This window comes from Actinoplanes sp. CA-252034 (genome assembly GCF_050956125.1).
GTDB lineage: Bacteria > Actinomycetota > Actinomycetes > Mycobacteriales > Micromonosporaceae > Actinoplanes.
On sequence record NZ_CP191846.1, the window covers coordinates 3,530,181 to 3,555,898 of the forward strand.

Consider the following 25,718-nt stretch of genomic DNA (forward strand, 5'->3'; position numbering starts at 1 on the left):
CAGGGCTAGGCGCGTGACCATGCCTGGTTGGATCCGCCGTTGCAGTCCCACAGTTGTATGCGGGTGCCGTTGGCGGTGCCGTTCCGGGTCACATCGAGGCAGCGCCCGGAGGCCACCCCGGTGATGCTGCCATTGCTGTTGATGGTCCACTGCTGGTTGGCGCCGCCGTTGCAGTCGTAGATGACGACCGCCGTGCCGTTGGCGGTGCCCCTGGCTCGGGCGTCGAGGCACTTGTTGCCGTAGACCCGCAGCTCCCGGGTGGAGGTGCCGGTCCACTGCTGGTTCGTGCCGGTGCCGCAATCGTGGATGGCGACCTGGGTGTTGTTGACGGTGCTGATCCCGGGAACGTCGAGGCAACGGCCCGAGCCGGTGTTGCGCAACCGGTTGCCGGGTACCGGGTCGGGGCTCGGGTCGGTGCCGGTACGGCCCCAGGCGTACCGCAACCGTCCGGCGCCGGAGGCGTTGGGGGTGGTCAGCGTCAGGTTGGTGCCGCTGCCCTGCAGCTTCTGCATGGCGTACCAGTCGTCGCTCTGCCCGGCGGTGAGCTTCCCGCCGATACCGGGCCAGTAGACCGAGCCCATGCCGAGCTCGCGGAGCACCTGGGTGGTGGCGCGGAGATAGCGCACGAAGTTGTCGGTGCTGTCGGCGTCGTCGTAATCGAGGCCGGTGTCCATGGGCGCGCCGAACTCGTCGATGACGGTACGGCCGGCGCAGTCGCCGATGGCGTCTCTCAGGTAGGTCACCCACGCGTCGTACGTCTTCGCACCGCTGAAGAAGGTGTAGTGGTGTAGAGACAGGTAGGTTCCGTCGAAGCGGCTGTCCGCGCACACGGTCCTGACGTCCTGGTTGAACCCGGATCCGCTGATGAAGATGCGGTTGCGGGGCACCGACGGCCGCGCGGCGAGCCACCCGGCGGCCACGTTCTTCCAGTCGGTGGCGCTGTAGCCGTGCGGCTCGTTCATCGGCTCGAAGTGGACGAGGGAGTTGGAGCCGTACCTGTCCACGACGGTGTTCCACATGGTGTTGAAGGCTGCGGTGTCGGTGAGTCGGCCACCGGTGGAGGCCCGGCCGTCGTCCCAGTAGGACAGGATGACCTTCAGGCCACGTGCGGTGGCCGAGTCGATGACGCCGGTGTAGGAACTCCACCAGGATGTCCCGACGGAGTAGGTGTTGATCGGCAGCCGGACGGTGTTCGCCCCGAGGTTGCCCTCGAAGCCGGCGAAGACGGCGTCGGCCTTGGCCCGGACGGTGGCGTAGCTGTCGGTGCCGCTCAATCCGTAGAGGACCAGCGGCCCCGCATGGAAGTTGTCGCCCGCGCGGGCCCAGTTGACGCCCTGGAACTGGTTCGTCGCCGCTGACGCGCTCGGTGCGGCGGCCATCAGGGCCAGGGGGATCGCCGTGAGGGCCGCCACGGCGCCGGCCAGTGCCGAGAAGACCCGGCCGGCCGTGCGCGAACCGGGACCACGCCGTCGGATCACGGTGCTTCTCGTCGCGGGCCGCAGAGCCCGGCTTCGACGATTTCCATCGATGGAAAGCATATTCGGTTCGCCAATACGATCAGGCCGTTCTGGCCTTCGCGGCCGGAGCGGGGTGGTTGATGGGGTGACGTTGTGCGCATTCAGATATGCGACTGGCCGCGACGCTTCTGCGTAACACTTTTACGACCGTTGTTTTCTGCGCATTCGTCGCGGGGGCGGGTATTCGTGCGGCTCGGGGCCGACGAGGTGGCCCCACCCTCTCGGGTGAGGGCCACCTCTTGCGTGATGTGGTTGTCGGCTATGCCCGTGCCCACCGCTGGTTGGCGGCGGTGTGGCAGCCCCAGACGACCACGGCGGTGCCGTTGGCGGTGCCGGCGCCGCTGACGTCCAGGCACAGCCCGTTCTGGGCGTTGCTGATCGTGCCGTTGCTGTTCAGGTTCCATCGCTGGCCGGTGCTCGCGGTGCAGTCGGAGATCTGCACCCGGGTGCCGGCGGTGTTACCGGGCACGTCCAGGCACTTGCCCAGCACCCGCAACTCCTGCCCGTTCTGGCTGAACTGCTGGTTGGCGTTGCTGTGACAGTCCCAGACGATCATCTGGGATCCGTTGGCCGAACTGGCGCCGTTGACGTCCAGGCATCGTCCGGCGGACTCGCTGCGCAGCCGGAACCCGGTCGGCCCGGGGCCGGGGCCGGGATCGGTGGTCTGGAACTGGGCGAAGAAGTTCCACACCACCGGCCGGGTCCAGGACCGCTCGCCGGGCTCGAAGTCGCCGGCCGAGCCGTCCACGGGGCCGGGCGTGTGACCGGCGTCGTAGGCGGCCCACACCACCGGATATCCGGAGCGGCACCCGGAGTACGTGGTGACGGTGTGGGTGAGGCTGCCCTGTGCGGGTTCCGGCGGGTTCTGTGGTGTGCAGCCGTTGTTGCGGACGAACCGGTCCCGCAGCGACCGGCCCTGGGAGATGTTGAGCACCGGGTCACGAAGTCCGTGCAGCCCGATGTACGCGATCGGCTCGGTGCCGCCGGTGCACCCGCTGAGCTGCCCGCCGGCGTAGACCGCGACCGCCCGGAACACCGTCGGGCGGGCACACGCCAGGGCGTAGCTCATGCCGCCGCCATAGCTGAACCCGCCGGCGAAACGCTGGGTGGTGTCGACGCACAGCCCGGCCTCGATCTCCCTGAGCATGTCGTCGACGAAGACCAGGTCCGCGCCGCCGCTGTTGGCCCACCCGTTGTTCAGGCCCTGCGGCGCGACGAAGATCGCGCTGTTGCCGGACAGTGCCCGCAGCCCGTAGTACGACCACGGGTAGCCGCTGGTGCCGCCCGAGTCGACATCACCGGCGGTGCCGCCGTTCCAGTGGAAACCGAAGACCAGGCGGTACTGGCGGTTGCTGTCGTAGCCGTCGGGGACCCGCAGGATGTAGTTGCGGCTCCGGCCGCCGCTCTGGATCGTGCGGGCTCCGCTGGTCAGCGTGGGCGCCTTGCCGCAGCCGGCGCTCGCCGCCAGGGTCACCGGGTCCGGGTCCGCGGCCGCCGCCGCGGACACCGACGGGATGCCGGTGACACCGGCAGCGGTACAGAGGACTGTCGTGGCGACCGCGAGGAGTGTGCGCCATCGTCGGGAACGGGGTTGTATTCGCATGGGGGCTTGCTTCCTTCCTGATGGTGGTGCGCAGTGGCGGCGGGGATCCCGCGACCGGTCAGGCCGCGGTGAACCGCCACTGCTGGTTGGTTCCGGTGTGACAGCCCCATTGCAGGAGCCGGGCGCCGTCGGTGGTGGCGGCACCGTTGACGTCGACGCAGAGCCCGCTCGGGACGCTCTTGATCGTGTAGACCCCGGTGGTGGCGGCCGGCGCCACGAGGAACTTCTGCTGGTTGCTGTTGTTGCAGGTGAGCTGTTGCAGGAACGCGCCCTGCGCGGTGGAGCCGCCGATCACGTCGAGGCACTTGTTGCTGTGCAGCGCTTTCAGATAGACGGCGCCACCACCCGCGTCGACCGCCTGCCACTTCTGGTTGGAGCCGCCGGTGGCCGCCCACTGGACGATCTGTGCCCCGTCGGCGGTCGACGCGCCGCTGACGTCGACGAGCTTGCCGCTGTGCTGGGCCGTGACGGTCCAGGTACGGCCGGCCACACCGCCCGGATCGGGTGCGCCGGTGCCCACGCCGGCGCCGGCGAAGGTGAACGAGTCGACGTCGAACGCGCTGGCGGAGGAGCCCCTGAACACCATGTAGAGGGTGTGGGTCCCGGCCAGGGCGGTGGTGTTGACCGCCGGTGTGGACTGGTAGGTGTCCCAGCCGCCGGTGCTCGACACCGGTGTGGTGGCCAGCAGCGTGCCGGTCGGTGAGTCGGCGCGCAGTTCGATCGAGCCGCCACTGTTGGGTGACGACACCCGGTAGCTGACGCTGGTGATGCCGGACAGGCTCATCGGGTTGAACGCCAGCCAGTCCCCGGCGGAGATGTCACCGATCCGTTTGCCGCTCTCGGCCGCGGCCTGCTCGACGACCCGTACGCCGGACTGGCTGGTGAAATACTCCGCCTGCTTGTGTTTGGGTTGCAGGATCGCCTGGGCGTAACCGGTGAGCGGGGAGGCGCCGCCGGCACCGCCGTCGTCGGTGTAGCGGGCCCGGAGGACGTAGTACAGGTTGGCCCCGTCGGGGTGCCCGCCGAGCAGATCCGTGGAGATGGTGCCCGAGCAGCCCGGGTAGTCGGTCGTCTCGTGCTGGTGGTCGTCGTGGCCGAGGGCCGGGTTGACCAGGACCTTGGTGCAGTCGATGGCGGCGCCGCCCGGGTCGGAGACGGTGACCGTGTAGGGGACCCGGTCGCCGAAGTTCAGCATCCCGCCGTTGGGCGGCCCGGTGATGGTGACCACCGGTGCGGTGTTGCCGACGGTGATCTGCACGTTGGCGAACGACGTCCTGCCGGTGTTGTCGGTGACCTTGAGCTGCGCGGTGTAGTTGCCGTTGGCGGTGTAGACGTGCGACGGGCCGGCCGCCGTGGAGGTGGTGCCGTCACCGAAGGTCCACAGGTAGCTCAGGGTGTTGCCGGTGTCGGGATCGGTCGTCCCGGCACTGCTGAACTGCACGGTCAGTGGTGCGGTCCCGCTGGTGGGTGTCCCGGTGGCCCTGGCTATCGGGGACCGTCCGCCCTGGATGTAGTCGACGCGGTACAGGCCGGAGTCGTTGTTGCCGCCGCCGAAGTTCGAGCCCCATTCCAGGAGGTACAGCGAGCCGTCCGGGCCGAACTCCATGTCCATCGGCTTGACGAAGTTGCCCGCGGGCAGGAACGGGTTGGTACGGGTGACCGCGGATGCCGCGTCGAGGTGCACCTCCTTGATGTAGTTGCGGGTCCACTCGTAGAAGAAGTGCACGCCGTCGTAGTACTGCGGGAACTTCGTGGCCGACGGGTTGGCGGCGTTGTAGCGGTAGACCGGTCCGCCCATCGGGCCCGACCCGCCGGCGCCCAGCTCCGGGAACGTCGGCGAGGTGCCGTAGCCGTACCACATGTTCGGGGCGACGACCGGCTTGAGGCTGGTCAGGCCGGTGTTGTTGGGCGAGTTGTTGACCGGCGCGGAGCAGTTGAACTTGGCGCCGACGACACCGGTGTCCGGGTTGAACGGCGCGTAGGGCAGGTTGTTGCCGTGGCAGAACGGCCAGCCGTAGTTGCCCGGCGTCTTGATGACGTTGAGCTCGACGAGTCCCTCGGGGCCACGGTTGGTGGTGGCGCCGCTGCGGTCGGGGCCGTAGTCGGCGAGGTAGACCCAGCCGTTGGCCGGGTCGATGGAGAAGCGGAACGGGTTACGGAAGCCCATCGCGTAGATCTCGGGCCGGGTCTGCGCCGTACCCTGCGGATAGAGGTTTCCGGTCGGGACGGTGTAGCCGCCGCCGGCCGAGGGCCGGATCCGCAGCAGCTTGCCGCGCAGGTCGTTGGTGTTGCCGGCGGAGCGGGCGGCGTCGAGGTTGGCCTTGCCGGACCGCCAGTCCAGCGGTGCCCAGCCCTGCCAGTTCGGGTCGAGGTTGGGCGGGGTGTCGTCCCCGGTGCCGATGTAGAGGTTCCCGTCCGGCCCGAACTCGATGTAGCCGCCGGTGTGCCCCGGTTCCGGGAAGGTGCGGTCCCGGTAGGCCGGGATGTCGATGATCGTCACCTGACTGGACATGTTGAGGGTGTCGCCGGTGAGGGTGAAGCGGGAGACCCGGTTGACGTCGGTCGTGCTGCCGGCCGGCGAGTGGTACAGGTAGACGTAACCGTTGGTGGCGAAGCCGGGGTCCAGGGCCAGTCCGGTGAGCCCGTCCTCACCCCCGGTGTAGACGCTCAGCGTGCCGGCGGTGACGGTGTTGTTGGCGGCCGGGCGGAAGATCTTCACCTGGCCGCCGCGCTGGACGTAGAGCACCCGCCCGTCGGGAGTGACCGCGAGCGCCATCGGGTCGGCGGTGTTGTCGTCGAGCGTGCGCTTCTCGAAGTTGCTCCAGACGGTGCCGCCGCACTCTCCGGGTTCGTTGCCGGCGGCCCATTTGACACCGCCCAGCACGTGGTTGCGGAAGCCGGACTCGCTGTAGGACGCGATGGAGTGACCCATGCCGGTCGCCCAGACCCGCCCGCCGGCGGTGTTGCGGCACCAGGAGATCGGGTGGTCCGGTCCCATCGCCCGCGAGCCCGGGTTGTAGGTGCGTTCGTCCGCGGTGACCAGGACGTGGACGTCACCGCGCGGGTTGCGGTCGAAGTTGTACCACTCCTCGCTGCGGTTCCAGCGGTCCGGCAGGCCGGCCGTGGACGGGTGGGACCTGTCGGCGACGACGGCGGTGCCCGCCAGCACACCGGGGGAGTGCTCCGGCATGTGGGCGCCCGCGTTGACGGTCTGGTCCCACCACGGGTACTCGTTCTCGATACCCATGTCCACGGCGTTGTGCACGGCGACGACGCCCTTGCCCGCGGCGACGAAGCCCTCCACCGCCTGGCGCTGGGCGGTCGTGGTCCACACCATGCCCGAGGTCTGGAACATGATGAGCACGTCGAAGGTCGCCAGGTTGGCGGGGGTGAAGACGGTGGAGTCCTCGGTGTGCACGAGCTCGAAGTTGTTGGCGGCGGCCTGCTCCTGGAACATGGCCACGCCGGCGGGGATCGAGTCGTGACGGTAACCGGTGGTCTTGGTGAACAGCAGGGCGCGGAACGCTGGGGCCGCGGACGCCGGTTGAGCGACGACCGCGAACGACAACAGCAGACCCGCGATCGCCCCGATGATCAATGCACTGCGACGCATGCCATCTCCTGTACTGCCGGGGGAAGGGGCTGAGGACCACGGGCACGCGGGGGGATGCACCTGGGTACGAGCCGGGCAGTGCCGGGCGTACCGAAGGCGTGCGTGTGCCGATCAGATCGTCATGCCGTCCGCCGTGACGGGCAGTCAGGTCCCTCGGGAGATGGCGCAGCGTCGTGCCGAGCGCCGTTCGTTCCCGTGGTCTGCCCGGCCAGCATGCGTTCGGGAATCGCTGTAAGTCAATACGACTATCGCCGGACAGTTTTCGTTACACATTTTCGAGGGTCTGATTTTCGTCGATGTTCTCGGTATTTCTGGCGTTGTCAGCGGTTCTCGCGACATCTACGCTGTCGTCCATCGTGAGCCTGATCGCCACGGGTCGACATTCCAAGGGAATTCGGTGGAGGCACGCCGGCGCGTGCAGTCCTGCGCGCATGGAATCGATTCGCTCATCAACGATCCAATTCTGCTGACCACGCATCGTAGGGGCCGCTGATGTCTGTCGCGCTGCCGTCGCCACTGCTCACACTCCGGGGCATCGGCAAGTCGTTTCTCGGTGTCCGTGTACTCGGCGAGGTGCACCTCGACGTCCTTGCCGGCGAGGTGCACGCCGTCGTCGGCGAGAACGGCGCCGGCAAGTCCACGCTCATGAAGATCGTGTCCGGTGGGTACGCGCCCGACGAGGGCACGATCGCGCTCGACGGCGTGCCGCGGCGGTTCAGCGCCCCGCGCGACGCCCAGCGGGCCGGGATCGGCATCGTGCACCAGGAGTTCAACCTGCTGCCGGAGCGCAGCGTCGCGGAGAACGTTTTCCTGGGCCACGAACCGGTGCGCCGAGGGCTCGTCGACCGCAAGGCCATGCTCGGCCGCACCGCCGACCTGCTTGCCTCCCTCGGCGAGAGCTCACTGCCGCCCGGAGCCCCGGTGAGCCGTCTCGGCGTGGCACAGCAGCAGATCGTCGAGATCGTCAAGGCGCTCGCCCTCGACGCACGGCTGCTCATCATGGACGAGCCCACCGCGGCGCTCGCCGACACCGAGGTCGAGCGGCTCTACGCGCTCGTCCGGCGGTTGCAGCAGCGGGGGATCGGCGTGCTGTACGTCTCGCACCGCCTCCAGGAGGTCTTCGACCTGGCGGACCGGATCACCGTGCTCAAGGACGGCCGGCCGGTGACCACCCTGAACACCGCGGACACCGATCCGGACCGGCTGGTACGGCACATGGTCGGCCGCGACCTGTCCCACTACTACCCGCAGCGTGCCGGGCCGGACGAGCCCCGCCCGGTCCGGCTGACCGTCCGCAACGGCGGCAACCGGACACTGCGCGGCGTCGACCTGCGGTTGCGTGCCGGTGAGGTGCTCGGCGTCGGTGGCCTGCAGGGTTCGGGGCGGTCGGCGCTGGCGCGTGCCCTGTTCGGCGCCGCGCCCTTCACCACGGGCGATGTCACCCTCGACGGCGCGCCGATCCGGCTGCGCTCGCCGCGCGCCGCGATGCGCGCCGGTATCGCCTACCTCACCGAGGACCGCAAGGGCGAGGGCATCGTCGCCGGGGGGTCGGTGCTGGACAACGCGCTGCTGGCCGGTCGTGCCCTGCGTCCCGTCTGGCGTGGCCGCGCCGCCCGTACCGCGCGGGTCCGCGACCTGCTCACCGCTGTCGACGTGCGTGCCGCCGCGGAGGACCAGGAGATCCGCTTCCTGTCCGGCGGCAACCAGCAGAAGGTCGTACTGGCCCGGTGGCTGGCCCTGGACCCCGGGATCCTGCTGTTCGACGAGCCGACCCGGGGCATCGATGTCGGCGCGAAGTCGGCGATCCACGACCTGGTGCGCCGCCTGGCCCGCGACGGCGCGGTGGTGCTGATGATCTCGTCGGATCTGCCGGAGCTGCTCGGGATGAGTGACCGGATCGTCGTGATGCGTGACGGCCGGATCGCCGGGGAGCTGTCCGCCGGCGCCACCGAGGAGGACGTGCTCGCCCTCGCCCTCGGCACCGTACCGGCGGCGGCCTGATGACCGCCGCGCTCACCCTGCCGACCAGACGGAGCACGCCGGGCGTGTTCGTCGCCCTGGCCGTCACCCTGGCGGTCGGCTGGCTGGTCGTCACCGTCGACGGCGGCCGGCTGTTCAACCAGTCGACGACGGTGAGTCTGCTGCACGTCGCCGCCGGGCTCGGACTCGTCGCGGTCGGGCAGACCGTGGTCGTCATCGGCGGCTCCCTCGACCTGTCGGTGGCGTACGTGGTCAGCCTCAGCACCCTGGTCGCGGCGGAGGCCATGCAGGGCAGCGACGCGGCACTGCTACCGGGTGCCGGGCTGGCGCTGCTGGCGAGCGCCGCGATCGGGTTGCTCAACGGCCTGCTGGTCACCAGGGCCGGCATCAACGCCTTCATCGCGACCGTGGGTGTCGGGCTGCTGCTGAAGGGCTATCTCGACAACGGTTACGACGGCCCGGCGGGCCGGACCGCACCGGCCCTCGTGCAGAGCCTCGGCTATCAGCGTGTCGGCCCGGTGCCCGTGTCGTTCCTGCTGCTGCTCGCTGTCGCCGCGGCCGTCGGGATCGTGCTGACCCGGACGCGGTTCGGTCACCACCTGATCGCCGTCGGCGGTGACCCGCAGGTCGCCCGGCTCTCCGGCGTACGCAACGACCGGGTGCTCGTCATCGCCCATGTGCTGTGCTCGCTCTGCGCCGGTCTCGCCGGTGTCTACCTCGCCGCCCGGCTCGGCTCGGGTGCGCCGAGGGTGGGCACCGAGGGCCTGTACGACCTGGAGTCGATCGCGGCCGTGGTCCTCGGCGGCACCGCCCTGGCCGGTGGACGCGGCGGTGTGGCCGGCACCGTCGGTGGTGTGCTGCTGCTCGCCAGCATCGACGCCATCCTCAACCAGCTCGAGGCCGACGCCTTCGTCAAGCAGGTGATCCGCGGCGTGATCATCATCGCGGCGGTCGCCGTGCACGCCCGGCGCACTGTCCGCAAGGCGAGGTCGTAGCCATGCCGATCACTGAACGCCGTTTGATCACGGCACGACTGCACCGGCCGGGCACCGGTGGTCTCGTGCCGATCCTGGTGGTCCTCGCGATGCTGCTGGTGCTGCTGACCGTGCGCCAGCCCGACTTCCTCGCGCCGTCGTCGCTGATGTCGTTCCTCGGCCGGTCCGCGCCGATCATCGTGCTCGCCGCCGGTCAGTACTTCGTGATCGTCGCGGGGGAGTTCGACCTGTCCGTCGGCTCGCTGGTCACCGCGCAGGTCGTGGTCGCCGCCCGGCTCATCGACAGCGAGCCCGCCCGCACCTGGCCGGTCGTCGTGCTGCTGCTCGCGTCCGGGGCGGCTGTCGGGCTGGTCAACGGCCTCGTCACCACCCGGCTGCGGGTGTCCTCGTTCATCACCACCCTGGGCATGTACCTGATCCTCGTCGGTGCGGTCTACCTGTGGTCGGACGGCGCCCCGAAAGGCGGGCTGTCCGAGCAGTTCCGCCGGTTCGGACGGCGGGCGTTCGAGGACCTGCTCCTGGTGGGCCGCCTGCCGTACGCGGTGCTGGTCCTGCTGGTCGTGGCCGTGCTGGCCGTGCTGCTGACCCGTTCGGACTTCGGCCGGACCCTCGTGGCCGTCGGCGGCAACCCCCGGACCGCCGAGCTGAGCGGGGTGCGGGTCCACCACGTGAAGACCATGGCGTTCGTGCTCAGCGGCCTGGCCGCGGCCGTGGCCGCGATCCTCATCGGCGGGTACAGCGGTGTCTCCTTCCAGGCCGGAGCCGGTCTGGAGTTCGGCGCCATCACCGCGGTGGTCCTCGGCGGGGTAGCCCTGGGCGGCGGCCGCGGTTCGGTCGCCGGCGCCATGCTCGGCGCCCTGACCCTCGAGACGCTCTTCACGCTGATGAATTTCTACGGCGTACCGGGCGCCCTCAGAACAGCGGTTCAGGGCGCGATCATCCTGCTCGCCGTGGCCGTCCCGGCCCGGCGTGCCCTTCGCAGATAAGGGGATCTCGTGAGACCTTTCCCAGCAGCCCTGGCGATCGGTGCCCTGCTCGCGCCGGCCGGGTGCGCCACCGACACACCCACCGTCCTGCCGTCGGCCGGCGCGTCCCCGCAGACCGGGGCGGGAACCGGTGAACAGTCGAAGTTCTTCGTGCAGGCGCAGTACGACAGGGAGCTCGCCCTGCTCGGCGCCACCCCGGCCGGGCCCGCCGGCAAGCCGTGGGAGCAGGTGCTCGATCCCCGGATGGTGGAGACCACGAATTTCAAGAAGCCGGGACCCTACAAGATCTGCTTCTCCAACGCGGGTCTGAACAACCCGTGGCGTCAGGTGGGCTTCAAGACCATGCAGGCCGAGGTGGAGACCCACGGGAGCCAGATCAAGGAGTTCGTCCACGTCGACGCCGAGGGCAAGGACCAGAAGCAGATCGCGGACATCGACGATCTGCTCGGCAAGGGATGCGACGCGCTGATCGTGTCGCCGAACACCACCGCCACCCTCACCCCGGCCGTCGAGGCCGCCTGCCGGCAGGGGCTTCCGGTCGTCGTCTTCGATCGCGGCGTCGACTCGACCTGCCCGGTGACCTTCATCAACCCCATCGGCGGGTACGGCTTCGGGCACGTCGCCGCGGAGTTCATCACCGCCCGGATGAAGCCGGGCGGCAAGGTGCTGGCCCTGCGGATCCTGCCCGGCGTCGACGTGCTGGAGACCCGCTGGTCGGCGGCGAAGGTCGCCTTCGACAAGGCCGGCGCGGACCTGGTCGGTGTCGAGTTCACCGACGGCGACCCGGCCAAGACGAAGAAGATCGTCAACGACTACATCCAGCGGTACGGCACGATCGACGGTGTCTGGATGGACGCGGGTGCCGTCGCGGTCGCCGCCGTCGAGGCGTTCGTCGACGCGGGCCGGCCGGTGCCGCCGATCAACGGCGAGGACCAGCTCGACTTCCTGAGGCAGTGGAAGGAACGCAACCTCACCGCCGTCGCGCCGACCTACCCCACCTATCAGTGGCGTACGCCGGTCCTCGCCGCGCTGCGCATCCTGAACGGCGAGCCGGTGTCGAGCCCGTGGAAGCTGCCGCAGCCGACCATCACCCGGGACGACCTCGACGAGTACATCGACGCGGACATGCCGCCGCTGCACTATGCCGTGTGTGGCTGCAGGGACCTGCCCGGCTACCCCGAGCGCTGGCGGTAGCCGGTGTACGCCATCGGGGTCAATCCCTGGGTGTGGGCCTCGCCCGTCGACGACGCGGCCCTGGCCGAGCTCGTTCCCCGGATCGCCGCGTTCGGGTTCGACGCGGTCGAGTTGCCGCTCGAGCAACCGGGTCACTGGGATCCGGTCCGCACCCGGGATCTGCTGGCGTCGCATCGGCTGGCCGCAGCCGGCGTCTGTGCGGTGACCCCGTCCGGGCGTGAGCTCGTGGCGGCGCCGGCCGGGGTGGTCGCGGCCACCGCGGCGTATCTGCGGACCTGTGTGGACAACGCGGCGGTCCTCGGGGCGCCCTGTGTCGGCGGCCCGGTCTACGCCTCGGTGGGCCGGACCTGGCGGATGTCGGCGGCGGACCGTGCCGCCTGTTACGCGGAGTTCCGTGAACGGCTGGCGCCGGTTGCCGACTACGCCGGTGAGCGCGGTGTGAGCATCGGTGTGGAGGCGCTCAACCGCTACGAGACCAGCGTGGTGAACACCGTGACGCAGGCGCTCGACCTGATCGACGGCCTGCCGGCGAACGTCGGTCTGATGATCGACACCTATCACATGAACATCGAGGAGTCCGATCCCTACGCGGTCCTCGCCGTTGCCGGTCCCCACATCAAGCACGTCCAGGTCAGCGGTACGGACCGCGGTGCGCCGGGCCGGGACCACTTCGACTGGCCGCGATTCTTCGACGCCCTGCTCGCGACCGGATACGCCGGCGCGGTGTGTCTGGAGTCCTTCACGGCGCTGAACGACACGATCGCCACCGCCGCCTCGATCTGGCGCCCGCTGGCCCGCTCGCAGGACCTGCTGGCACTGGACGGGCTGGCCCACCTGCGAGCGGTCACCCGCCCGCTGTATAGACGGTCGTCGCTTGACGTGGGCGAAACATCAAATTAACGTCATGGGTAATACATCATACGTCTTATGATCTCGCGCAGCGATCGCCGGGCGGTCACGCCGACCCGGCCGGTGATCGCTGCGCTCCAGCCGGCGCCGCGGGACTCAGGCCCGCTGCGTCCCCACCGCACTGCGCCGTCAGTGCCGACCGTCCACGTGAGGAGCTGCCCGTGTTGGTGTCCTCGTTGTCCACACCGCGCCGGCGTAGCCCGGCCGATGCCGCCCACCAGAGCCGGACCCGCACCGCGGGTGGGCAGCCGACGATGCCGGGCAGCGGCACCCCTCGGCAGCCGGCTCCGTGGTGACCGGCCGCCGGGTGTCAGCGCCGCAGCCGGACCGGCTCGTCCGGCCCGCTGCGGCGCACCACCCACGCCTCGGTGATGTGGATGAACATCGCGTCGGCCGCGCCCTCGGGGTCACCGGCCGCGATCCGCTCGTAGATGCGCCGGTGGCCGCGGTTGGAAGCCACGCACAGCGCCCGCTCGGTGCGTCCGACGTAGCGGGCGGTGTTGACGACCTGGCTCTCCAGCGACCGGACCACGGCACGGGCGATGCGGTTCCCGGAGCACTGCATGACCGTGTCGTGAAAGGCGCGATCGCACTCGTGGTAGGTGACGGGGTCGTCGACGAGCTCGTCCATCCGGTCGACCAGCGTGCGGAGCCGTTCGACGGCCGCGTCGTCGGCCAGCCGGGCGGCGACATCGGCCATGTCCGACTCGAGCAGGCGGCGGGTCACCACGAGGTCGTCGAGGACGGCCAGGGTGTCGTCGTCGGCGATGGCGGCACCGAGGACGAGCTCGTCGAGCATGTTCCACATCGCGGGGGCGGTGACCATGGTGCCGGCGCCCTGGCGGACCTGCACCAGTCCCTTCTCCTGGAGGACCTTGACCGCCTCGCGCACCACGGTGCGGCTGACCGAGAAGGTCGCGCAGAGCACCGGCTCGGGCGGCAGTGTGGAGCCGGAGGGGTGGACCCCGCGGACGATGCGCTGCACCAGCTCCGCGGTGACGGCCGTGGCGAGGTTGGCCGGTCGCCGGGCCCGGGCGGGCGGCCCGTCGACGCCGAACACCGACTGCGCGCCTGCCGTCACATCACCCTCCGTGGCTAGCGGGGACCGCGGGAATCCCCGCACTATACGTCAGTCCTTTCGTCGTACGTCATATGAATTCGCCTGGGGAGCGTGAGGGCCGACCGCCCGGAGAGGCGGGCGACCCGCGCGTGATCGTCGCCGCGCAGGCCGGGGACCGGCGGGCGCTCGACGAGCTCGTCGCGGCATGTCTGCCGCTGGTGTACGCCACCGTCCGCAGGACCCTGGGTGGACATCCGGATGCCGATGACGTCGTGCAGAACACCCTGCTGCGCGCGTTGCGTAACCTGCGCACGCTGCGTACCCCGGAGAGCTTCCGTTCCTGGCTGACGACGATCGCGGCCCGCCAGGCCGGCACCCACCTGCACCGGCGGCAGGCGGAGCTGCGGCGCACGATGTCGCTGGACGAGGCGGTCGATCTGCCCGACGCCGCCGTGGAGGAGCTGACCCTGACGCAGGTCGAGTTGTCCGGCTACCGGCGACAGGTGGTACGCGCCGGCCGCTGGCTCGACCCGGCCGACCGGGCGCTGCTGGCCCTGTGGTGGCTGCAGGCATCCGGCCGGCTGACCAGGAACGAGCTGGCGGAGGCGCTGGGAACGACGGTCGCTCACGCCGGTGTGCGGGTCCAGCGGATGCGCCACCGGCTGGAGCTGAGCCGGTCGGTCGTCGCCGCGCTGCAGGTCCACCCGCGGTGCGCGCAGCTGGCCTCGGTGCTGTCGGACTGGGACGGGGTGCCATGCCCACTGTGGCGCAAGCGCGTCGCGCGGCACACCCGGTCGTGCCCGGTCTGCTCCCGCGCCGCCGGCGACCCGGTGCCGCCGGCGGGTACGCGCTGCCGATGGGCCGATGACCGGGGGGAGGCCGGCCGTGTTCGTCTGTGGTAGTCCCGAGGCCGGGCGACGTATCGGATGCGCCGGTCGACGTCCGGACCGGCCGGTCATGGGTCTCCGGCTCCGAGGTCGATCGCGTGAAGGCCGCCGGGGCCGGCGGCCAGCAGTGTTCCGGAGGCGCCGACGGCCAGGTCGTGGACGGAGCCGCCGAGATCGAGCGATCCGGCTTCGGCGCCGGTGAGCGGGTCCCAGACGCGCAGCATGCCGTCCTTGTCGCCGGAGGTGAGGCGGGCGGGACGGCCGGGCAGCGTCACCAGCGTGTGGATCTTGCCGCGGTGGCCGTTCACGTCGATCGGCTCGCCGAAGCTCTGCCCGGTGGCCTCGTCCCATCGGCGGACGGTCTGGTCACCCTCTCCGTAGGTCGCCACGAGGGCGGGCGCCCCGTCGGCCGAAACCCACGACGGCGCGCCTGCCGGGAGCGCCGTCCCCGATTCAACACACGACCGTCAACCGTGGACCACCGGCCCCGCCGTCTCCGGTGTCGCCGGCCGGCAGGCGCACGGGCTGCCCGGCCCGGTCCTGCTGAGGTGGCACTCGGCCTGACCCGGGCCGCGGACCCGGGTCAGGCCTCGTCTCACGGCTTCGGCGGGAATCGCAGGATGCGGTCGTCGGTCGCCGCCGGGGTGCCGCGGCCGTCACGGTTGCTGGTGGTCACCCACAGGGCGCCGTCGGGGGCGCGTTCCACCGTGCGCAGCCGTCCGTACCGACCCTGGAGCAGCGCGACCGGGGTGCCCGCCCCGCCGGCGCCGTCCAGCGGCACCGACCACAGACGCTGGCCGCGCAGAGCGGCGACGTAGAGCGTCCGGCCGTCGACGGTGGCGCCGCTCGGTGACGCCTGAGCGGTGCTCCACACCACGATCGGGTTGCGGAAGCGGGTGTCGCTGCTGTTGCCCTCGACCGTCGGCCAGCCGTAGTTCCCGCCGGCGACGATCAGATTGACCTCGTCCCAGGTGTTCTGGCCGAACTCGGCGGCATACAGCCGGCCCTGCTCGTCCCAGGCGAGACCCTGGGGGTTGCGGTGGCCCAGGCTGTAGACCAGCGAGCCCGGGAACGGATTGCCGGTCGCCGGGACGCCACCGTCCGGGCGCATCCGCAGGATCTTGCCGTTGCGACTCTGCTGGTTCTGCGAGCTCGACGTGACGCCCGCGTCACCGACACCGGCATACAGCATGCCGTCCGGCCCGAACGCGATCCGGCCGCCGTCGTGGATGCTCGCCTTGGCCAGGCCGCTGAGGACCACCTCCTGGGTGCCCGGCGTGTCCAGGCGGAACCGGGTGATCCGGTTGTCGGTGGCCGAGGTGAAGTAGACGTACACCAGATCGTCCTGCTCGAACGTCGGCGAGACGGCGAGGCCGAGCAGGCCGGCCTCGCCGGTGGGGGAGACGCCGGCGATGGTGGTGACGGTGACCGGTGCACTTCCGGGGCGCACCCGCAGCACGCGGGCGCTGTTGCGCTCGGCTACGAGCGCACTGCCGTCGGGCAGGAAGCCCAGCCCCCATGGGACGGTGAGCCCGCTCGCCACCACCTCGGGAGCGTCCAGGTCGGGTTCCAGCGCGGTGGCGGCATGAGGGCCGGCCAGCAGGGCGGCGCCCAGAGTGATCGCGGTGAGCGTGCCGCCGATGATCGTGCGGTACATGTACACCTCCTATCAATAGGCAAATATCAATCTACTTCGCCTATGGCCGACTCGCGACTCGGCCGCGGGTCGCCGGTGCGGGGCGGCCCCGGCTCCGGGTGGGCCGATCGCTGCGTCGCCTATCGGACAAGGCCGGTCGGACCGCGGCACCGGGCGCGCGGGTTTGCGCTGGTGAGGGCTCTCCAGTCGGTCTGGCGGGAAGACCTCGTCGTGTCGGCCGCCGGAACCGCCGAGTCGAAGTGATTCAGATCAACAGCGCTGCGCGGCCGCCCGCAGTAGCGTGGCGGCGTGTCCTTGAAAGCAGATCTGACCAGCGCCGACCTCAACGAGATCCGGCAGTCCGCTCTCGGCGCCGCCGACCCGCTCGGTGTGGCCGCCGACCTGGCCGAAGCCGCCCGCGACGGGCGGCTCGCCGACCCACAGGATGCCGGCCTCGCGCTGACACTCGCCGCGGAGATCGCCGAGAGCCGGTCCAAGCTCGACGCCGCGCTGCGATACGTCGACGCCGCCCTCGACGCCTACGGCAAACGCGACGACAGCCCAGCCGCCGGAGCCCGGGCACTGCGAGCGCGGATCCTGTTCCGAGCGGGCCGTGGTGACGAGGCGTTCGCCGAGGTGGAGCCGCTGCGCCCGCTGCTCACTCAATACCCGGACGCGCCCGCCTACATCACGGCTGCCCTGGCGGTCGGCGGTCGCGGCCGCGAGGCGGAGACGTGGCTGACCGAGGCGGTGCAGGAGGCGCTGGCCGAGCGGGGCACGCCGGAGCCGGCCGACGTCGACGACGCCGGGGTGCTGTTCTTCCTGCTGCAGCAGCGGCACCGTCTGCGCCACGCGCTGGGCCGTCAGCACGACACCCACGACAACCTGGCCGAGCGTCTGGAGACCAGGCTCGCGAACGCCGCCACCCGCCCGGCCACCGCCGCGGCGGCGGATCTGGTGTTCTGGCCGCAGCCCGAGTTCGACCGCCTGGTGAAGCAGACCGACGTGTATGGCACGACCTGGGCCGAGCACCGTTCCCGCCTGGAGCACGAGCTGGTCCGTCTGGCCGCGACCGGCCGTGCCGACCTGGCGGTGCTCCCCGGCTCGGTCGACGCGCTGACCAAGCAAGCCGGCGTCGGCGGCGATCCGGTGACCGCGGAGAACCGATCCGCCTACGCGACCACGCTCTCCACCGGCACCGCCCGGATCCCGTGGCCGCCGGAGCGCAACGGCGCCTGCTGGTGCGGCTCCGGCCTCAAGTACAAGAAGTGCTGCCTGCCGCGTTCGCGCGGCTGACCTCTCCTCGAAGCGACGGCCCGGCCCACCCCCCCCCCCCCCCGGGCCGTCTGCTCGTCACCGGCGTGTCAGGCCCGGCTGCCGGCGGGGACCGGGGTGCGTGTGGCGAGCGTCGGCCCGCCCACGGATCGCAGTACCCGAGCGGCACGCGTACCCGGATGGGCGGTCAGCGCCCGCAGCAGCGAAGCCGTGTCGTGCGGCCGGCCCGGACCGCCTCTGAGCAGGCTCTTGAGCGGCACCTCGTCGTCGCCGGTCTCGGCGGCGGCCGCGGCGGCCAGCTCGGCCCGGTCCACGTCGGCGAGCAGGGCGCGGGTGCCGTCGTAGAGGTCGGCGGCGCCGCCGGCCAGATACGGGTACGCCTCGGCGACCTCGAAAGTCGTCACCAACGCGAGCAGGACGTCATCGGTGCGGGCCGGACGGCCGTGCCGCTTCGCCGCGTCGTCGGCCTCCAGTGACGCCCAGAGGACCGGCTCGGCCGCGTAGTTGACGCTCTGCCTGGCGAACAGTGAGACCAGGAAGTCCCGGGGGCCACGCCCGCGGTACTGCCGGCGGCCGATCAACCTGTCACGCACCGGCCACAGCGCCCCGGGAAGCCGCTCCGAGCGGGCCGGCGGCCGGCCGGTCCGCAGCGCGCGCCGCACCGCTTCCACGTCGGCGCCGCAGAACCGCAGCAGGGTCACCGCCCCGGTCCCCGGATCGTCGAGAATGGTGGCCAGCAGCTGCTTCGAGGTGCGGTTGCCCGAGTGGTAGGCGGCACACCGCACCAGCGCGGCCCGCAGCCCTGCGGTCAGCGCCAGCGACTCGTGACCGCGGATGACGGCCGCCACCGGCGGTGCCGGGCCGTCACCGATCACCCGGTCCCGCAGCACCGCGCGGAGCACGGCGGGCGTGATGTCGAAGACGCCGAGCAGCGCCGTGATGTCGGGTGCGGCGCCGGCCATACCCACCAGCAGATGCACCGTGCCGAGCTCGTCGCGGGCCGCGGCCCGGGCGGTGGCGAGAACTGCGGGGAACCGGTCATCCCCGGTGAACGTGACAGCCATGCCGAGAAGGCTATGGATCCCGGACGGCCGGCACTTCTGTCTGCGAGCCGAACTCGCCTCTACCAAAGGGCATAGTCGCCGGATCACTTCAGGAACTGCTGAGCCACCCCGGCGGTCGCGACGGCCGCGGTCACTCCCGCGAAGACTCCCTCACTCCAATACCCGATTCCGCCCACGGTCGCGACCGCGAGCACGACGAGGAGCCACTGCCACGAGGTCGATCCGTCATGGTTCTCACGTTCTTCACGCTTACCACGGAGTCTGGTCACTGCGCACCTTCCTCGCATGAGCCGGGTCAAGGCGCCACGGACGGGCCTATGTCCAACATGCACGGTGATTCGCCGGCGCGACATGGTTTCCAGATGGAATGCGGAAGGGAAGAGCGGTCAGCCGCGGCAGCGGTATGCCACCTGGGTGCCGACCTGCAGCGGGGACGGTTCGAGAAGGTTGACCGTCGCGGTCTCGGTGGCCGTGCCGGTTCCGCTGAACGTCCACTTCAGGGTGAGCTCGGCGGTGCGCTGGCCGCTTCCCACCTGCTCGGTGAGGACCGCGCCCGGCGGGGCGTCCGACCGGAACCACTGGTAGCGGATCACACCGCCGCGGCCGTTGGTGCGTACGGTCGCGACCACGTTCACGGTGACATCGCAGCGGTCGCCGGCGGGCTGGGGCACGGTGACGGTGACCCCCTCCACCTCGAGCGGGCTGAGCCGCTGCCAGATGTAGAAACCGACCACCCCGACCAGCACGAGGGTGAGCAGGCTGGAGACCAGAGAGACCAGCCGGCGCCAGAGCGGGCGCCGGCGGCGCGTCGTCGTGGTCGCCCCCGGCCAGGCGGGGGCACCCGCCGGAGCCGCCGGCACGCCGGGCCCGAACCGCAACTCGTTCTGGGCACGGACGGTGGGCGCCGATCCGTCCGCGCCGCCCGCCGAGCCGAGGCCGACGGTCGCGCCCGGATCGAGATGACCGGAATGTGCCGTGGAACCCCCGAGTAGACCGTGGGCTGACCGAGGTTGACCGTGGGCTGGCCGAGGTGCGCGGTCGGCTGGCCGAGGTTGACGGTGGGCTGGCCGAGGTACGTGGTGGGCCCGCCGAGGTGGACCGTCGGGCCGGGCTGGTCGGCCGCCGCCCACGGATGGCCCGCCACGGGCACCGTGCGGTCGTCGAAGGGCTCTTCCGGACGGGTCACGCCGCCCCTCCCCAGGTCGTCACCAGCGCGCTCCTAGCCGGGGGTGCAGTAGTTGTTGAGAGTCACGTACGCCGTCGACGCCGACCGGCCGGTGTTCTTGGCCGCGTCGACCGCCACGACGGTGATCGGGATCCGGGTGGTCGTCCGCGGGCCCGGCAGTGGGCCCAGGGTCCCCTGGAAGCGTCCCCGCCCGATCGACGTCATCACGCCGGATGAGGTGGAGCCGTTGAGGGTGTAGCGGAAGGTGACGGAGAGATCGCCCGCCGGGCTCACGTCGTCGGTGACGGTGACCGTCACGGTGCTGGCCCGGGAACCGTACGGGCAGCTCTCCCCCTCGATCGACGTGGGGCTGGCGCTGACCGTGCCGACCGTGGGTGCCGTGGTGTCCGAGGGAGTGGGGGAGGTGCTCACCGACGGGCTGGGCGACGACGACGGTGCGGACGACGTCGACTTGCTGGGCCTCACCGACGGTGACTTGCCGGGTGTGCCCCCGGTGTCGGCCGGCCGCGTGGAGGTGGGCGTGTCCGAGGGAGTGGCCGTGACGGAGGCGCTCGGGCCGGCCGGCGCGACCGGGGGCGTCACCCCGGACGGGCCGCCGGTCACCGGAGTCGCCGCGGCGGTGACCGGGACGGTCGGGCCGCCCGAGACGACCGTGTCCTCCTCGGCGGCGGACGCGTACCGGTAGCCCACCCCGCCGATCAGCAACGCCACGACCACGGCGCCCCCGGCCACCGCGGTCCAGGTGCGGCTGCCACGGGCGCCGGCGCCGGATGTGGCGCCGCCGGATGTGGCGCCGAGCGTCGTCGTGGCGACGGCGGTGGCACCCGCGTTGCCGTCCGGGAACGGCCACAGCGCGGCGAGCAGCGCGGCCCGCCGGGCGAGCTCCTGCACGCCACGCTCTTCCCAGTCCTCGCCGTACGCCGCACCGGCGACCTGTTCCAGGAGGGCGAGGAACGCGAGCGCGTGCGGGGGCCGGTCGGCGGGTTGCTTGGCCAGCCCGTACCGGAGCAGGTCGTGCACCGGCTCCGGGGCCGGGTCGGTCGGGATGGGCGCGTTGGTGTGCTGGTCGTGCAGGGCGAACAGGTTCGCCCCGTCGTACGGCGGCCTGCCGGTGAGGCACTCGAAGAACGTGGCGGTGGCGGCGTAGATGTCGCACGCGGGTGTCGCCGGGGCCCCGGTCCACTGCTCGGGGGCCATGTAGCGGGGTGTGCCGGTGACGACGGTCCCGGTGCCGTGGCCGACCGGCGTGGCGATGCCGAAGTCGGCGAGTTTGCTCAGCCCTTCACCGGTGACCAGCACGTTCTCCGGCTTGTAGTCGCGGTGCACGACACCGTGCGCGTGGGCCGCCGCCAGCCCGGAGAGCGAGCCCTTCAGCACGGCCAGCGCCGACTCGGGGGTGGTCGGACCGTGCTCGCGCAGCATGTGCCGCAGCGACACCCCGTTGACCAGCTCCATGACGATCGCCGCGCCGTCGGCGGACTCGACGTACTCGTAGAGCCGGGACACGTACGGATCGTCGATCTCGCCGAGGAGCTGGGCCTCGCGCCGGAACGCGGCCCGGAACGAGGCCTCGTCCCCGAGGGTCTGGGTCAGGTACTTGATCGCGACCGGGGTGCCGGTCTCGTCGTGGGTGGCGAGCACGACACTGCCCGACGCCCCGGCGCCGAGCCCACGAACAGTCGTGTAGCCGGTCAGCTCCCAGCCGCTCATCAGACGAAACCCCACCCTCGATGGCGGATGCCTACCTCCGCCGCGCCGATCATTCTGGTCGTGACCAGGCTAGTAGGCATCCGCACATCGGGTGTTTTCGATAGGCCGGTCAGGCGACGTCGATGGCGTCGATCTCGGCGTAGAGCGCGCCCTTGCCGTACGAGACGAGGTTGTCTCCCGCCTTCAGAGTCACGGACCGTTCGCTGACCTGCCAGTTGTCCCACCCGGTCACCGGATAGTCGACCGCGCCGGAGGCGACGCCGTTGACGGTCAGGGTGTGGCTCGCCGCGCCCCCGTCGGACCCGTTGGCGAAGCGGGTGAAGAGCCGGTACTCGCCGGCCCGTGGTACCCGGACGGTGAAGGTCACCCGGCTGTCGGCGAAGTCGATACCGCCGACCACCACGCCGTTGCTGGCGCCGCCGGCGGCGTACCGGGCGTTGGCGCGGGCGAAGTCGGCGTCCTCGGCCTCATAACGGATCTTGGCGCCCTCGACGACGGGCCGCCCGTCCAGCCAGTCGAGCCGCCGCGTGTACATCGCCCGGTAGTCGAACCCGGCGTTCCAGCCGTGGAAGACGATCCGGTCGCGACCGTCGGGGCCGACCACGACGTCCTGCCCGCCCGGCCCGCGCACGGCCCCGCGAACGCATCGGTGGTCATCAGGGGAGCGGAGGCCTTGGTGTACGGGCCACGTAGCCGCGACGCGGTGGCATAGCTGCTCACGTAGCTGCCGTTGCCGAAGAAGTTGGCCGAGTAGAACAGCACGTACGCCCCACCGCGCTTGACCAGTGTCGGCGCCTCGACGAGCGTCCCCTCGAACGGCTTGTTCTGCTTGATCAGCGGAGTCTCGGCGCCGACGCGGCGCAGCCCGTCCGCGCTGACCTGCTGCAGGCGCAGCCACGTGTCCTGTGCGCAGCAGTTGCCGTCGTTCTTCCACAGGATGTAACGCCGCCCGCTCTCGGCGTACGAGGACGCGTCGATGGCGCCCCCGATCTCCGGGGTGCAGACCAGCGCGGTGTCCTCGGGAACGAACGGGCCGCCCGGCGAGGTGGCGGTGGCCGCCCCGATGCACTGCTTGCCGGACGCACGGTCGTGCGCCGTATACCACATGACGAAGCTGCGCGGCCCGGTCGCGAACACCTCGGGCGCCCAGACGCCGCGGTCCCCGGAGCCGCCGGGTGGGAACGTCCAGTCGGGATCCACCCAGGCGCCCAGAGTGGGCAGGGCGTCGCTCTCCCGCACCGTCCAGCCGACCAGGTCGGTGGAGGTGGCCCACCGGATGTTACGGCCGTCACTGTTGGTGGCGTAGGCGTAGTAGGTGCGGCCGACCTTCATCACGTCGGGGTCGGCGAAGTTCTGATCGATGACGGGCCCGGCTCCGGCGGGCGCGGCCGGGACGGCGAGCGGGGCGGCGGCCATGACCAGTGCGGCGAGGACGGCGGGTAGTTGCAGCACGTAACCCTCCAGCAGGTATCGGTGGTGATGAGATCGTCGTACCCTCGTCGGGGTGAGCATCGACAAGGGCGACCTCGCGCCCGATTTTGAACTTCCTGACCAGAACGGCACAACACGGCGGCTCAGCGATCTGGTCGCCGACGGGCCCGTGGTCCTCTTCTTCTATCCGGCCGCGATGACCCGCGGGTGCACCGCGGAGGCCTGTCACTTCCGCGATCTGGCCGCCGAGTATCGGGCGGCCGGGGTCCAGCGGGTCGGCATCAGCCGCGACCCGGTCGAGAAGCAGAAGCAGTTCGCCGAGGCGCACACCTTCGACTACCCGCTTCTCTCCGACGTCGATTCGGCGACCATCGAGGCGTACGGGGTGAAGCGCCGACTCAACCTCGGCGCGCTGAGCACCAAGCGGATGACCTTCGTGATCGGGACCGACCGCAGGATCCTCGACGTGATCCACAGCGAGCTCGACATGAACCAGCACGCCGCCGACGCGCTGCGCGTGGCGAGCGCCGCCACGGCCTGAGTCACCTCTCGAAACGGTGGAAGGCTGAACAGAGCCCGGCCAGGGCGAGCGCGAAGACCGGAGTCCAGAGCAACCGGTGCACGGGCCAGGCCCCGGCCGGGTCGTCCAGCAGTCCGGGCAGCGGCCCGGCGAGCAGCCCGGCGAAGCTGACCAGCAGCAGGGCGCTCTGGTGCCAGCAGTACACGGTCATCGCCGCCAGGTTGAGCCCGGCGACCGGCGCCCACACGGCCGGCCGCCGCAGCCATCCGCCGAGCCGGTCGCGGACCAGCAGGAACACGCCGAGCTGCGCGGCGGCCAGGGCGAGGGCGAACAGCGACGGCGGGTCGAGGTTGGACCAGCCGTCGCCGGGCACCCCGACCGCACTGGCCGGATAGCCGGCCAGCAGCACCAGGCCGGCGCCGGCGGCGACACCGCCGGGCAGCAGCACGAGACCGGCCCGGCGCGGCAGGACATCGCGGGCCAGGGCGATGCCGAGCAGGTACGGCGCGGCCCACCCACCCACCGTGGCGATCGGATGCAGCCACTGCGCCGTGTCGAGGTGCCGGGTCACGTCGCAGAGCACGACGAGCGCCAGCGACGGCAGCAGCGACCACAGCCGGTAGCGGGCGACGGCGGCGCGCAGCAGCGGGGCGAGCACGGTCAGAGCGATGAAGACCAGGAGAAACCACATCGGGTGTACGAGCAGCGACCGCACCACGTGCAGGGTGCTGTCCGGCGCTCCGGTGACACTCAGCAGCAGCCAGGCGGGTAGCCACACCGCGGCGAGCACCGCGACCGGCCGGGCCAGGCGGGCGAGTCGGGCGCCCAGCCACCGCGGCATTCCGCCCGTCCGGCCGTCGCGCGCCGCCGCGTTGCCACCGATTCCGCCGCTGCTCCGGGCGGCGGCGTAGCCACCGGCGAAGAAGAACAGCCCGAGAGTCTGCAGCAGCCATGTCGCCGGGATCAGCGCCGGCCGGTCCTGCAGCGGGCTCGCGCCGTGCCATGCCGAGGGCCGCGCCGGGTCGCTGACGATCGCGGAGACGAGCCAGTGCCCGAGGACCACGCCGACGATCGCGACGGCCCGCAGCGCGTCGATGGTCCGGTCCCGGTGTGCCGGGGTGGCGGCCTCGATCCGTGCGGCCAGGCTCATGACGGTCCTCCGGCGATCCGGGTCAGCGCCGCCAGCGAGTCGGTGCCGGGCGACAGGTAGTGGTCGTGGTCGTGGACGTCGGCGGTGGGAAACGGGCGGGCGCCGAACTCCGGGTCGGACGGTGCGATGCCGTGTCCCAGACCGAGCATGCGGCCCCCGGGCAACCAGCTGATCCAGTCCTGTTCGCTCTGCCCCGCCCACACCCGGGCGCCGGTCCGCAGGGCGGTGACGTCGTCCACGCCGAGGCCGGGGCTGCCGAACACGGCGATGTCGGTGACCCGCGCGTCGAGCCGGGGCGCGGCGTGCCCGATCACCGTCGACCCGTAACTGTGCCCGAGCAGCGCGATCGTGGCCTGTGGGCGGACCGCGACGAGCCCGTCCACGAACGTGACGAGCGCGTCGGCGCCGGTGTCTGCCAGGTTCGCGCGGGCGGCCTCGTCGACTCCCTGCGGCGTGTCGTAGCCGAGCCACGCGATCACCGCGAAGTCGTCGGAGCCCCCGGCCCGGTGCAGGTCGGCGGCCCAGACGGCCGGTGAGCGGTAGGCCTGCCCGCCCACCCCGCGCCAGAAGTTCTGCAGCCGGTTGCGCATGCCCGGTACCAGCACCGCGATCCGCCGCGCTGTCGTCGGATCTCCGAAGACCTGGGCGACCCGGCCCCGCCCGCGCGGGTCGAACAGCAGGAAGTCGCCGTCCGGCCGGTCGATCCCGGCCGCGAGCATGGCACGGCGGTTCGCCTCGTACCGCAGGGCCACCGGGGCGCCGTCCAGGTTGCCGACCACACCCGGATGCCGGGCCGCCAGCCTCTGCCGCTCCCAGTCGGACAGCGTCGCGAACCAGGCACGGGCCGCCGCCGGATCCCGCGGGTGGGGGTGCTCGGCCCGCCAGGCGTCCCACCCGGCCGGGGCAGGGCCGACGCCGTCGCGGGCGGGGCCAGCACCGAGCCCGCGGCCGGCGCGACGATGACCGCGATCACCGCCAGGATCGTCCGCAGCCGCTTGATCA

The 25,718-nt window shown here is 71.4% G+C and carries 22 protein-coding genes; 8 read left to right on the forward strand and 14 right to left on the reverse strand.

Annotation, left to right across the window (positions count from 1 at the left end; translation table 11 throughout):
- Positions 1-5: 5 nt before the first annotated feature.
- The 3 genes from ACQPZW_RS15835 to ACQPZW_RS15845 all read right to left on the reverse strand — a co-directional run bounded on the left by ACQPZW_RS15835 (position 6) and on the right by ACQPZW_RS15845 (position 6,733).
- A complete protein-coding gene (locus ACQPZW_RS15835; protein ID WP_433795632.1) occupies positions 6-1,478 on the reverse strand; it encodes a ricin-type beta-trefoil lectin domain protein in 1,473 nt (490 codons plus the stop codon).
- 298 nt (positions 1,479-1,776) lie between these two features.
- The gene (locus ACQPZW_RS15840; protein ID WP_433795633.1) at positions 1,777-3,120 is read right to left on the reverse strand and encodes a ricin-type beta-trefoil lectin domain protein; all 1,344 of its coding nucleotides are present in this window, start codon (positions 3,118-3,120) and stop codon (positions 1,777-1,779) included.
- Between the two features lie 58 nt (positions 3,121-3,178).
- Positions 3,179-6,733, reverse strand: a complete 3,555-nt coding sequence (locus ACQPZW_RS15845) for a ThuA domain-containing protein (RefSeq protein ID WP_433795634.1) — start codon at positions 6,731-6,733, stop codon at positions 3,179-3,181.
- A 492-nt stretch (positions 6,734-7,225) separates the two neighbouring features.
- Between ACQPZW_RS15845 and ACQPZW_RS15850 the strand changes: the two genes are divergently transcribed.
- From ACQPZW_RS15850 to ACQPZW_RS15870, 5 genes are read left to right on the forward strand one after another with little or no spacing between them, the layout of a single operon-like run.
- Entirely contained in the window at positions 7,226-8,734 is a 1,509-nt protein-coding gene (locus ACQPZW_RS15850; RefSeq protein WP_433795635.1) for a sugar ABC transporter ATP-binding protein, read from the forward strand.
- Positions 8,734-9,708: an ABC transporter permease gene (locus tag ACQPZW_RS15855; protein ID WP_433795636.1), complete on the forward strand. Its 975-nt coding sequence runs from the start codon at positions 8,734-8,736 to the stop codon at positions 9,706-9,708. Before ACQPZW_RS15850 ends, ACQPZW_RS15855 begins: the two co-directional genes overlap by 1 nt.
- A gap of 2 nt (positions 9,709-9,710) precedes the next feature.
- The gene (locus ACQPZW_RS15860; RefSeq protein WP_433795637.1) at positions 9,711-10,694 is read left to right on the forward strand and encodes an ABC transporter permease; all 984 of its coding nucleotides are present in this window, start codon (positions 9,711-9,713) and stop codon (positions 10,692-10,694) included.
- Positions 10,695-10,703: 9 nt separating this feature from the next.
- Positions 10,704-11,888 (forward strand): substrate-binding domain-containing protein, encoded by a 1,185-nt coding sequence (locus tag ACQPZW_RS15865; RefSeq protein WP_433795638.1) that lies wholly within the window; start codon positions 10,704-10,706, stop codon positions 11,886-11,888.
- Positions 11,889-11,891: 3 nt separating this feature from the next.
- Positions 11,892-12,788, forward strand: a complete 897-nt coding sequence (locus tag ACQPZW_RS15870; RefSeq protein ID WP_433795639.1) for a sugar phosphate isomerase/epimerase family protein — start codon at positions 11,892-11,894, stop codon at positions 12,786-12,788.
- Positions 12,789-13,107: 319 nt separating this feature from the next.
- Here the strand turns inward: ACQPZW_RS15870 and ACQPZW_RS15875 are convergent, their stop codons facing one another.
- Entirely contained in the window at positions 13,108-13,878 is a 771-nt protein-coding gene (locus ACQPZW_RS15875; protein WP_433795640.1) for a FadR/GntR family transcriptional regulator, read from the reverse strand.
- Between the two features lie 128 nt (positions 13,879-14,006).
- Here ACQPZW_RS15875 and ACQPZW_RS15880 point away from each other — a divergent pair, with 128 nt between their 5' ends.
- Positions 14,007-14,759: an RNA polymerase sigma factor gene (locus ACQPZW_RS15880; protein ID WP_433795641.1), complete on the forward strand. Its 753-nt coding sequence runs from the start codon at positions 14,007-14,009 to the stop codon at positions 14,757-14,759.
- 53 nt (positions 14,760-14,812) lie between these two features.
- Here the strand turns inward: ACQPZW_RS15880 and ACQPZW_RS15885 are convergent, their stop codons facing one another.
- Positions 14,813-15,133, reverse strand: a complete 321-nt coding sequence (locus ACQPZW_RS15885; protein ID WP_433795642.1) for a hypothetical protein — start codon at positions 15,131-15,133, stop codon at positions 14,813-14,815.
- A 206-nt stretch (positions 15,134-15,339) separates the two neighbouring features.
- Positions 15,340-16,401, reverse strand: a complete 1,062-nt coding sequence (locus tag ACQPZW_RS15890) for a PQQ-dependent sugar dehydrogenase (RefSeq protein ID WP_433795643.1) — start codon at positions 16,399-16,401, stop codon at positions 15,340-15,342.
- Between the two features lie 288 nt (positions 16,402-16,689).
- Here ACQPZW_RS15890 and ACQPZW_RS15895 point away from each other — a divergent pair, with 288 nt between their 5' ends.
- Positions 16,690-17,676 carry an SEC-C domain-containing protein gene (locus ACQPZW_RS15895; RefSeq protein ID WP_433795644.1) on the forward strand — a complete coding sequence of 329 codons (987 nt, stop codon included), beginning with the start codon at positions 16,690-16,692 and terminating at the stop codon, positions 17,674-17,676.
- A gap of 68 nt (positions 17,677-17,744) precedes the next feature.
- Here the strand turns inward: ACQPZW_RS15895 and ACQPZW_RS15900 are convergent, their stop codons facing one another.
- The 6 genes from ACQPZW_RS15900 to ACQPZW_RS15925 all read right to left on the reverse strand — a co-directional run bounded on the left by ACQPZW_RS15900 (position 17,745) and on the right by ACQPZW_RS15925 (position 23,067).
- Entirely contained in the window at positions 17,745-18,719 is a 975-nt protein-coding gene (locus tag ACQPZW_RS15900) for a Clp protease N-terminal domain-containing protein (protein ID WP_433795645.1), read from the reverse strand.
- Positions 18,720-18,802: 83 nt separating this feature from the next.
- On the reverse strand, positions 18,803-18,988 hold the full coding sequence (locus ACQPZW_RS15905; RefSeq protein ID WP_433795646.1) for a hypothetical protein: 186 nt from the start codon (positions 18,986-18,988) through the stop codon (positions 18,803-18,805).
- Between the two features lie 117 nt (positions 18,989-19,105).
- Positions 19,106-19,579 carry a hypothetical protein gene (locus tag ACQPZW_RS15910; RefSeq protein WP_433795647.1) on the reverse strand — a complete coding sequence of 158 codons (474 nt, stop codon included), beginning with the start codon at positions 19,577-19,579 and terminating at the stop codon, positions 19,106-19,108.
- Positions 19,580-19,938: 359 nt separating this feature from the next.
- Entirely contained in the window at positions 19,939-21,615 is a 1,677-nt protein-coding gene (locus tag ACQPZW_RS15915) for a serine/threonine-protein kinase (protein WP_433795648.1), read from the reverse strand.
- Positions 21,616-21,724: 109 nt separating this feature from the next.
- Positions 21,725-22,093 carry a CBM35 domain-containing protein gene (locus ACQPZW_RS15920; RefSeq protein WP_433797551.1) on the reverse strand — a complete coding sequence of 123 codons (369 nt, stop codon included), beginning with the start codon at positions 22,091-22,093 and terminating at the stop codon, positions 21,725-21,727.
- Positions 21,979-23,067: a glycoside hydrolase family 43 protein gene (locus ACQPZW_RS15925; RefSeq protein ID WP_433795650.1), complete on the reverse strand. Its 1,089-nt coding sequence runs from the start codon at positions 23,065-23,067 to the stop codon at positions 21,979-21,981. The genes ACQPZW_RS15920 and ACQPZW_RS15925 overlap by 115 nt, the downstream gene beginning before the upstream one ends.
- Positions 23,068-23,119: 52 nt before the next feature.
- Here ACQPZW_RS15925 and ACQPZW_RS15930 point away from each other — a divergent pair, with 52 nt between their 5' ends.
- The gene (locus tag ACQPZW_RS15930) at positions 23,120-23,587 is read left to right on the forward strand and encodes a peroxiredoxin (RefSeq protein WP_433795651.1); all 468 of its coding nucleotides are present in this window, start codon (positions 23,120-23,122) and stop codon (positions 23,585-23,587) included.
- A 1-nt stretch (position 23,588) separates the two neighbouring features.
- On the opposite strand, the gene ACQPZW_RS15935 is transcribed toward ACQPZW_RS15930, so the two are convergent.
- Positions 23,589-24,716: an acyltransferase family protein gene (locus ACQPZW_RS15935; protein WP_433795652.1), complete on the reverse strand. Its 1,128-nt coding sequence runs from the start codon at positions 24,714-24,716 to the stop codon at positions 23,589-23,591.
- Entirely contained in the window at positions 24,713-25,495 is a 783-nt protein-coding gene (locus ACQPZW_RS15940; RefSeq protein WP_433795653.1) for an alpha/beta hydrolase, read from the reverse strand. Before ACQPZW_RS15940 ends, ACQPZW_RS15935 begins: the two co-directional genes overlap by 4 nt.
- Positions 25,496-25,718 lie beyond the last annotated feature (223 nt).

What these genes read in the sequence shown, in the direction of transcription:
- ACQPZW_RS15840 (WP_433795633.1), bottom strand. Translation starts at nt 3,120, where the DNA reads ATGCGAATACAACCCCGTTCCCGACGATGGCGCACACTCCTCGCGGTC.
- ACQPZW_RS15845 (WP_433795634.1), bottom strand. Translation starts at nt 6,733, where the DNA reads ATGCGTCGCAGTGCATTGATCATCGGGGCGATCGCGGGTCTGCTGTTG.
- ACQPZW_RS15850 (WP_433795635.1), top strand. Translation starts at nt 7,226, where the DNA reads ATGTCTGTCGCGCTGCCGTCGCCACTGCTCACACTCCGGGGCATCGGC.
- ACQPZW_RS15855 (WP_433795636.1), top strand. Translation starts at nt 8,734, where the DNA reads ATGACCGCCGCGCTCACCCTGCCGACCAGACGGAGCACGCCGGGCGTG.
- ACQPZW_RS15860 (WP_433795637.1), top strand. Translation starts at nt 9,711, where the DNA reads ATGCCGATCACTGAACGCCGTTTGATCACGGCACGACTGCACCGGCCG.
- ACQPZW_RS15890 (WP_433795643.1), bottom strand. Translation starts at nt 16,401, where the DNA reads ATGTACCGCACGATCATCGGCGGCACGCTCACCGCGATCACTCTGGGC.
- ACQPZW_RS15900 (WP_433795645.1), bottom strand. Translation starts at nt 18,719, where the DNA reads ATGGCTGTCACGTTCACCGGGGATGACCGGTTCCCCGCAGTTCTCGCC.
- ACQPZW_RS15915 (WP_433795648.1), bottom strand. Translation starts at nt 21,615, where the DNA reads ATGAGCGGCTGGGAGCTGACCGGCTACACGACTGTTCGTGGGCTCGGC.
- ACQPZW_RS15935 (WP_433795652.1), bottom strand. Translation starts at nt 24,716, where the DNA reads ATGAGCCTGGCCGCACGGATCGAGGCCGCCACCCCGGCACACCGGGAC.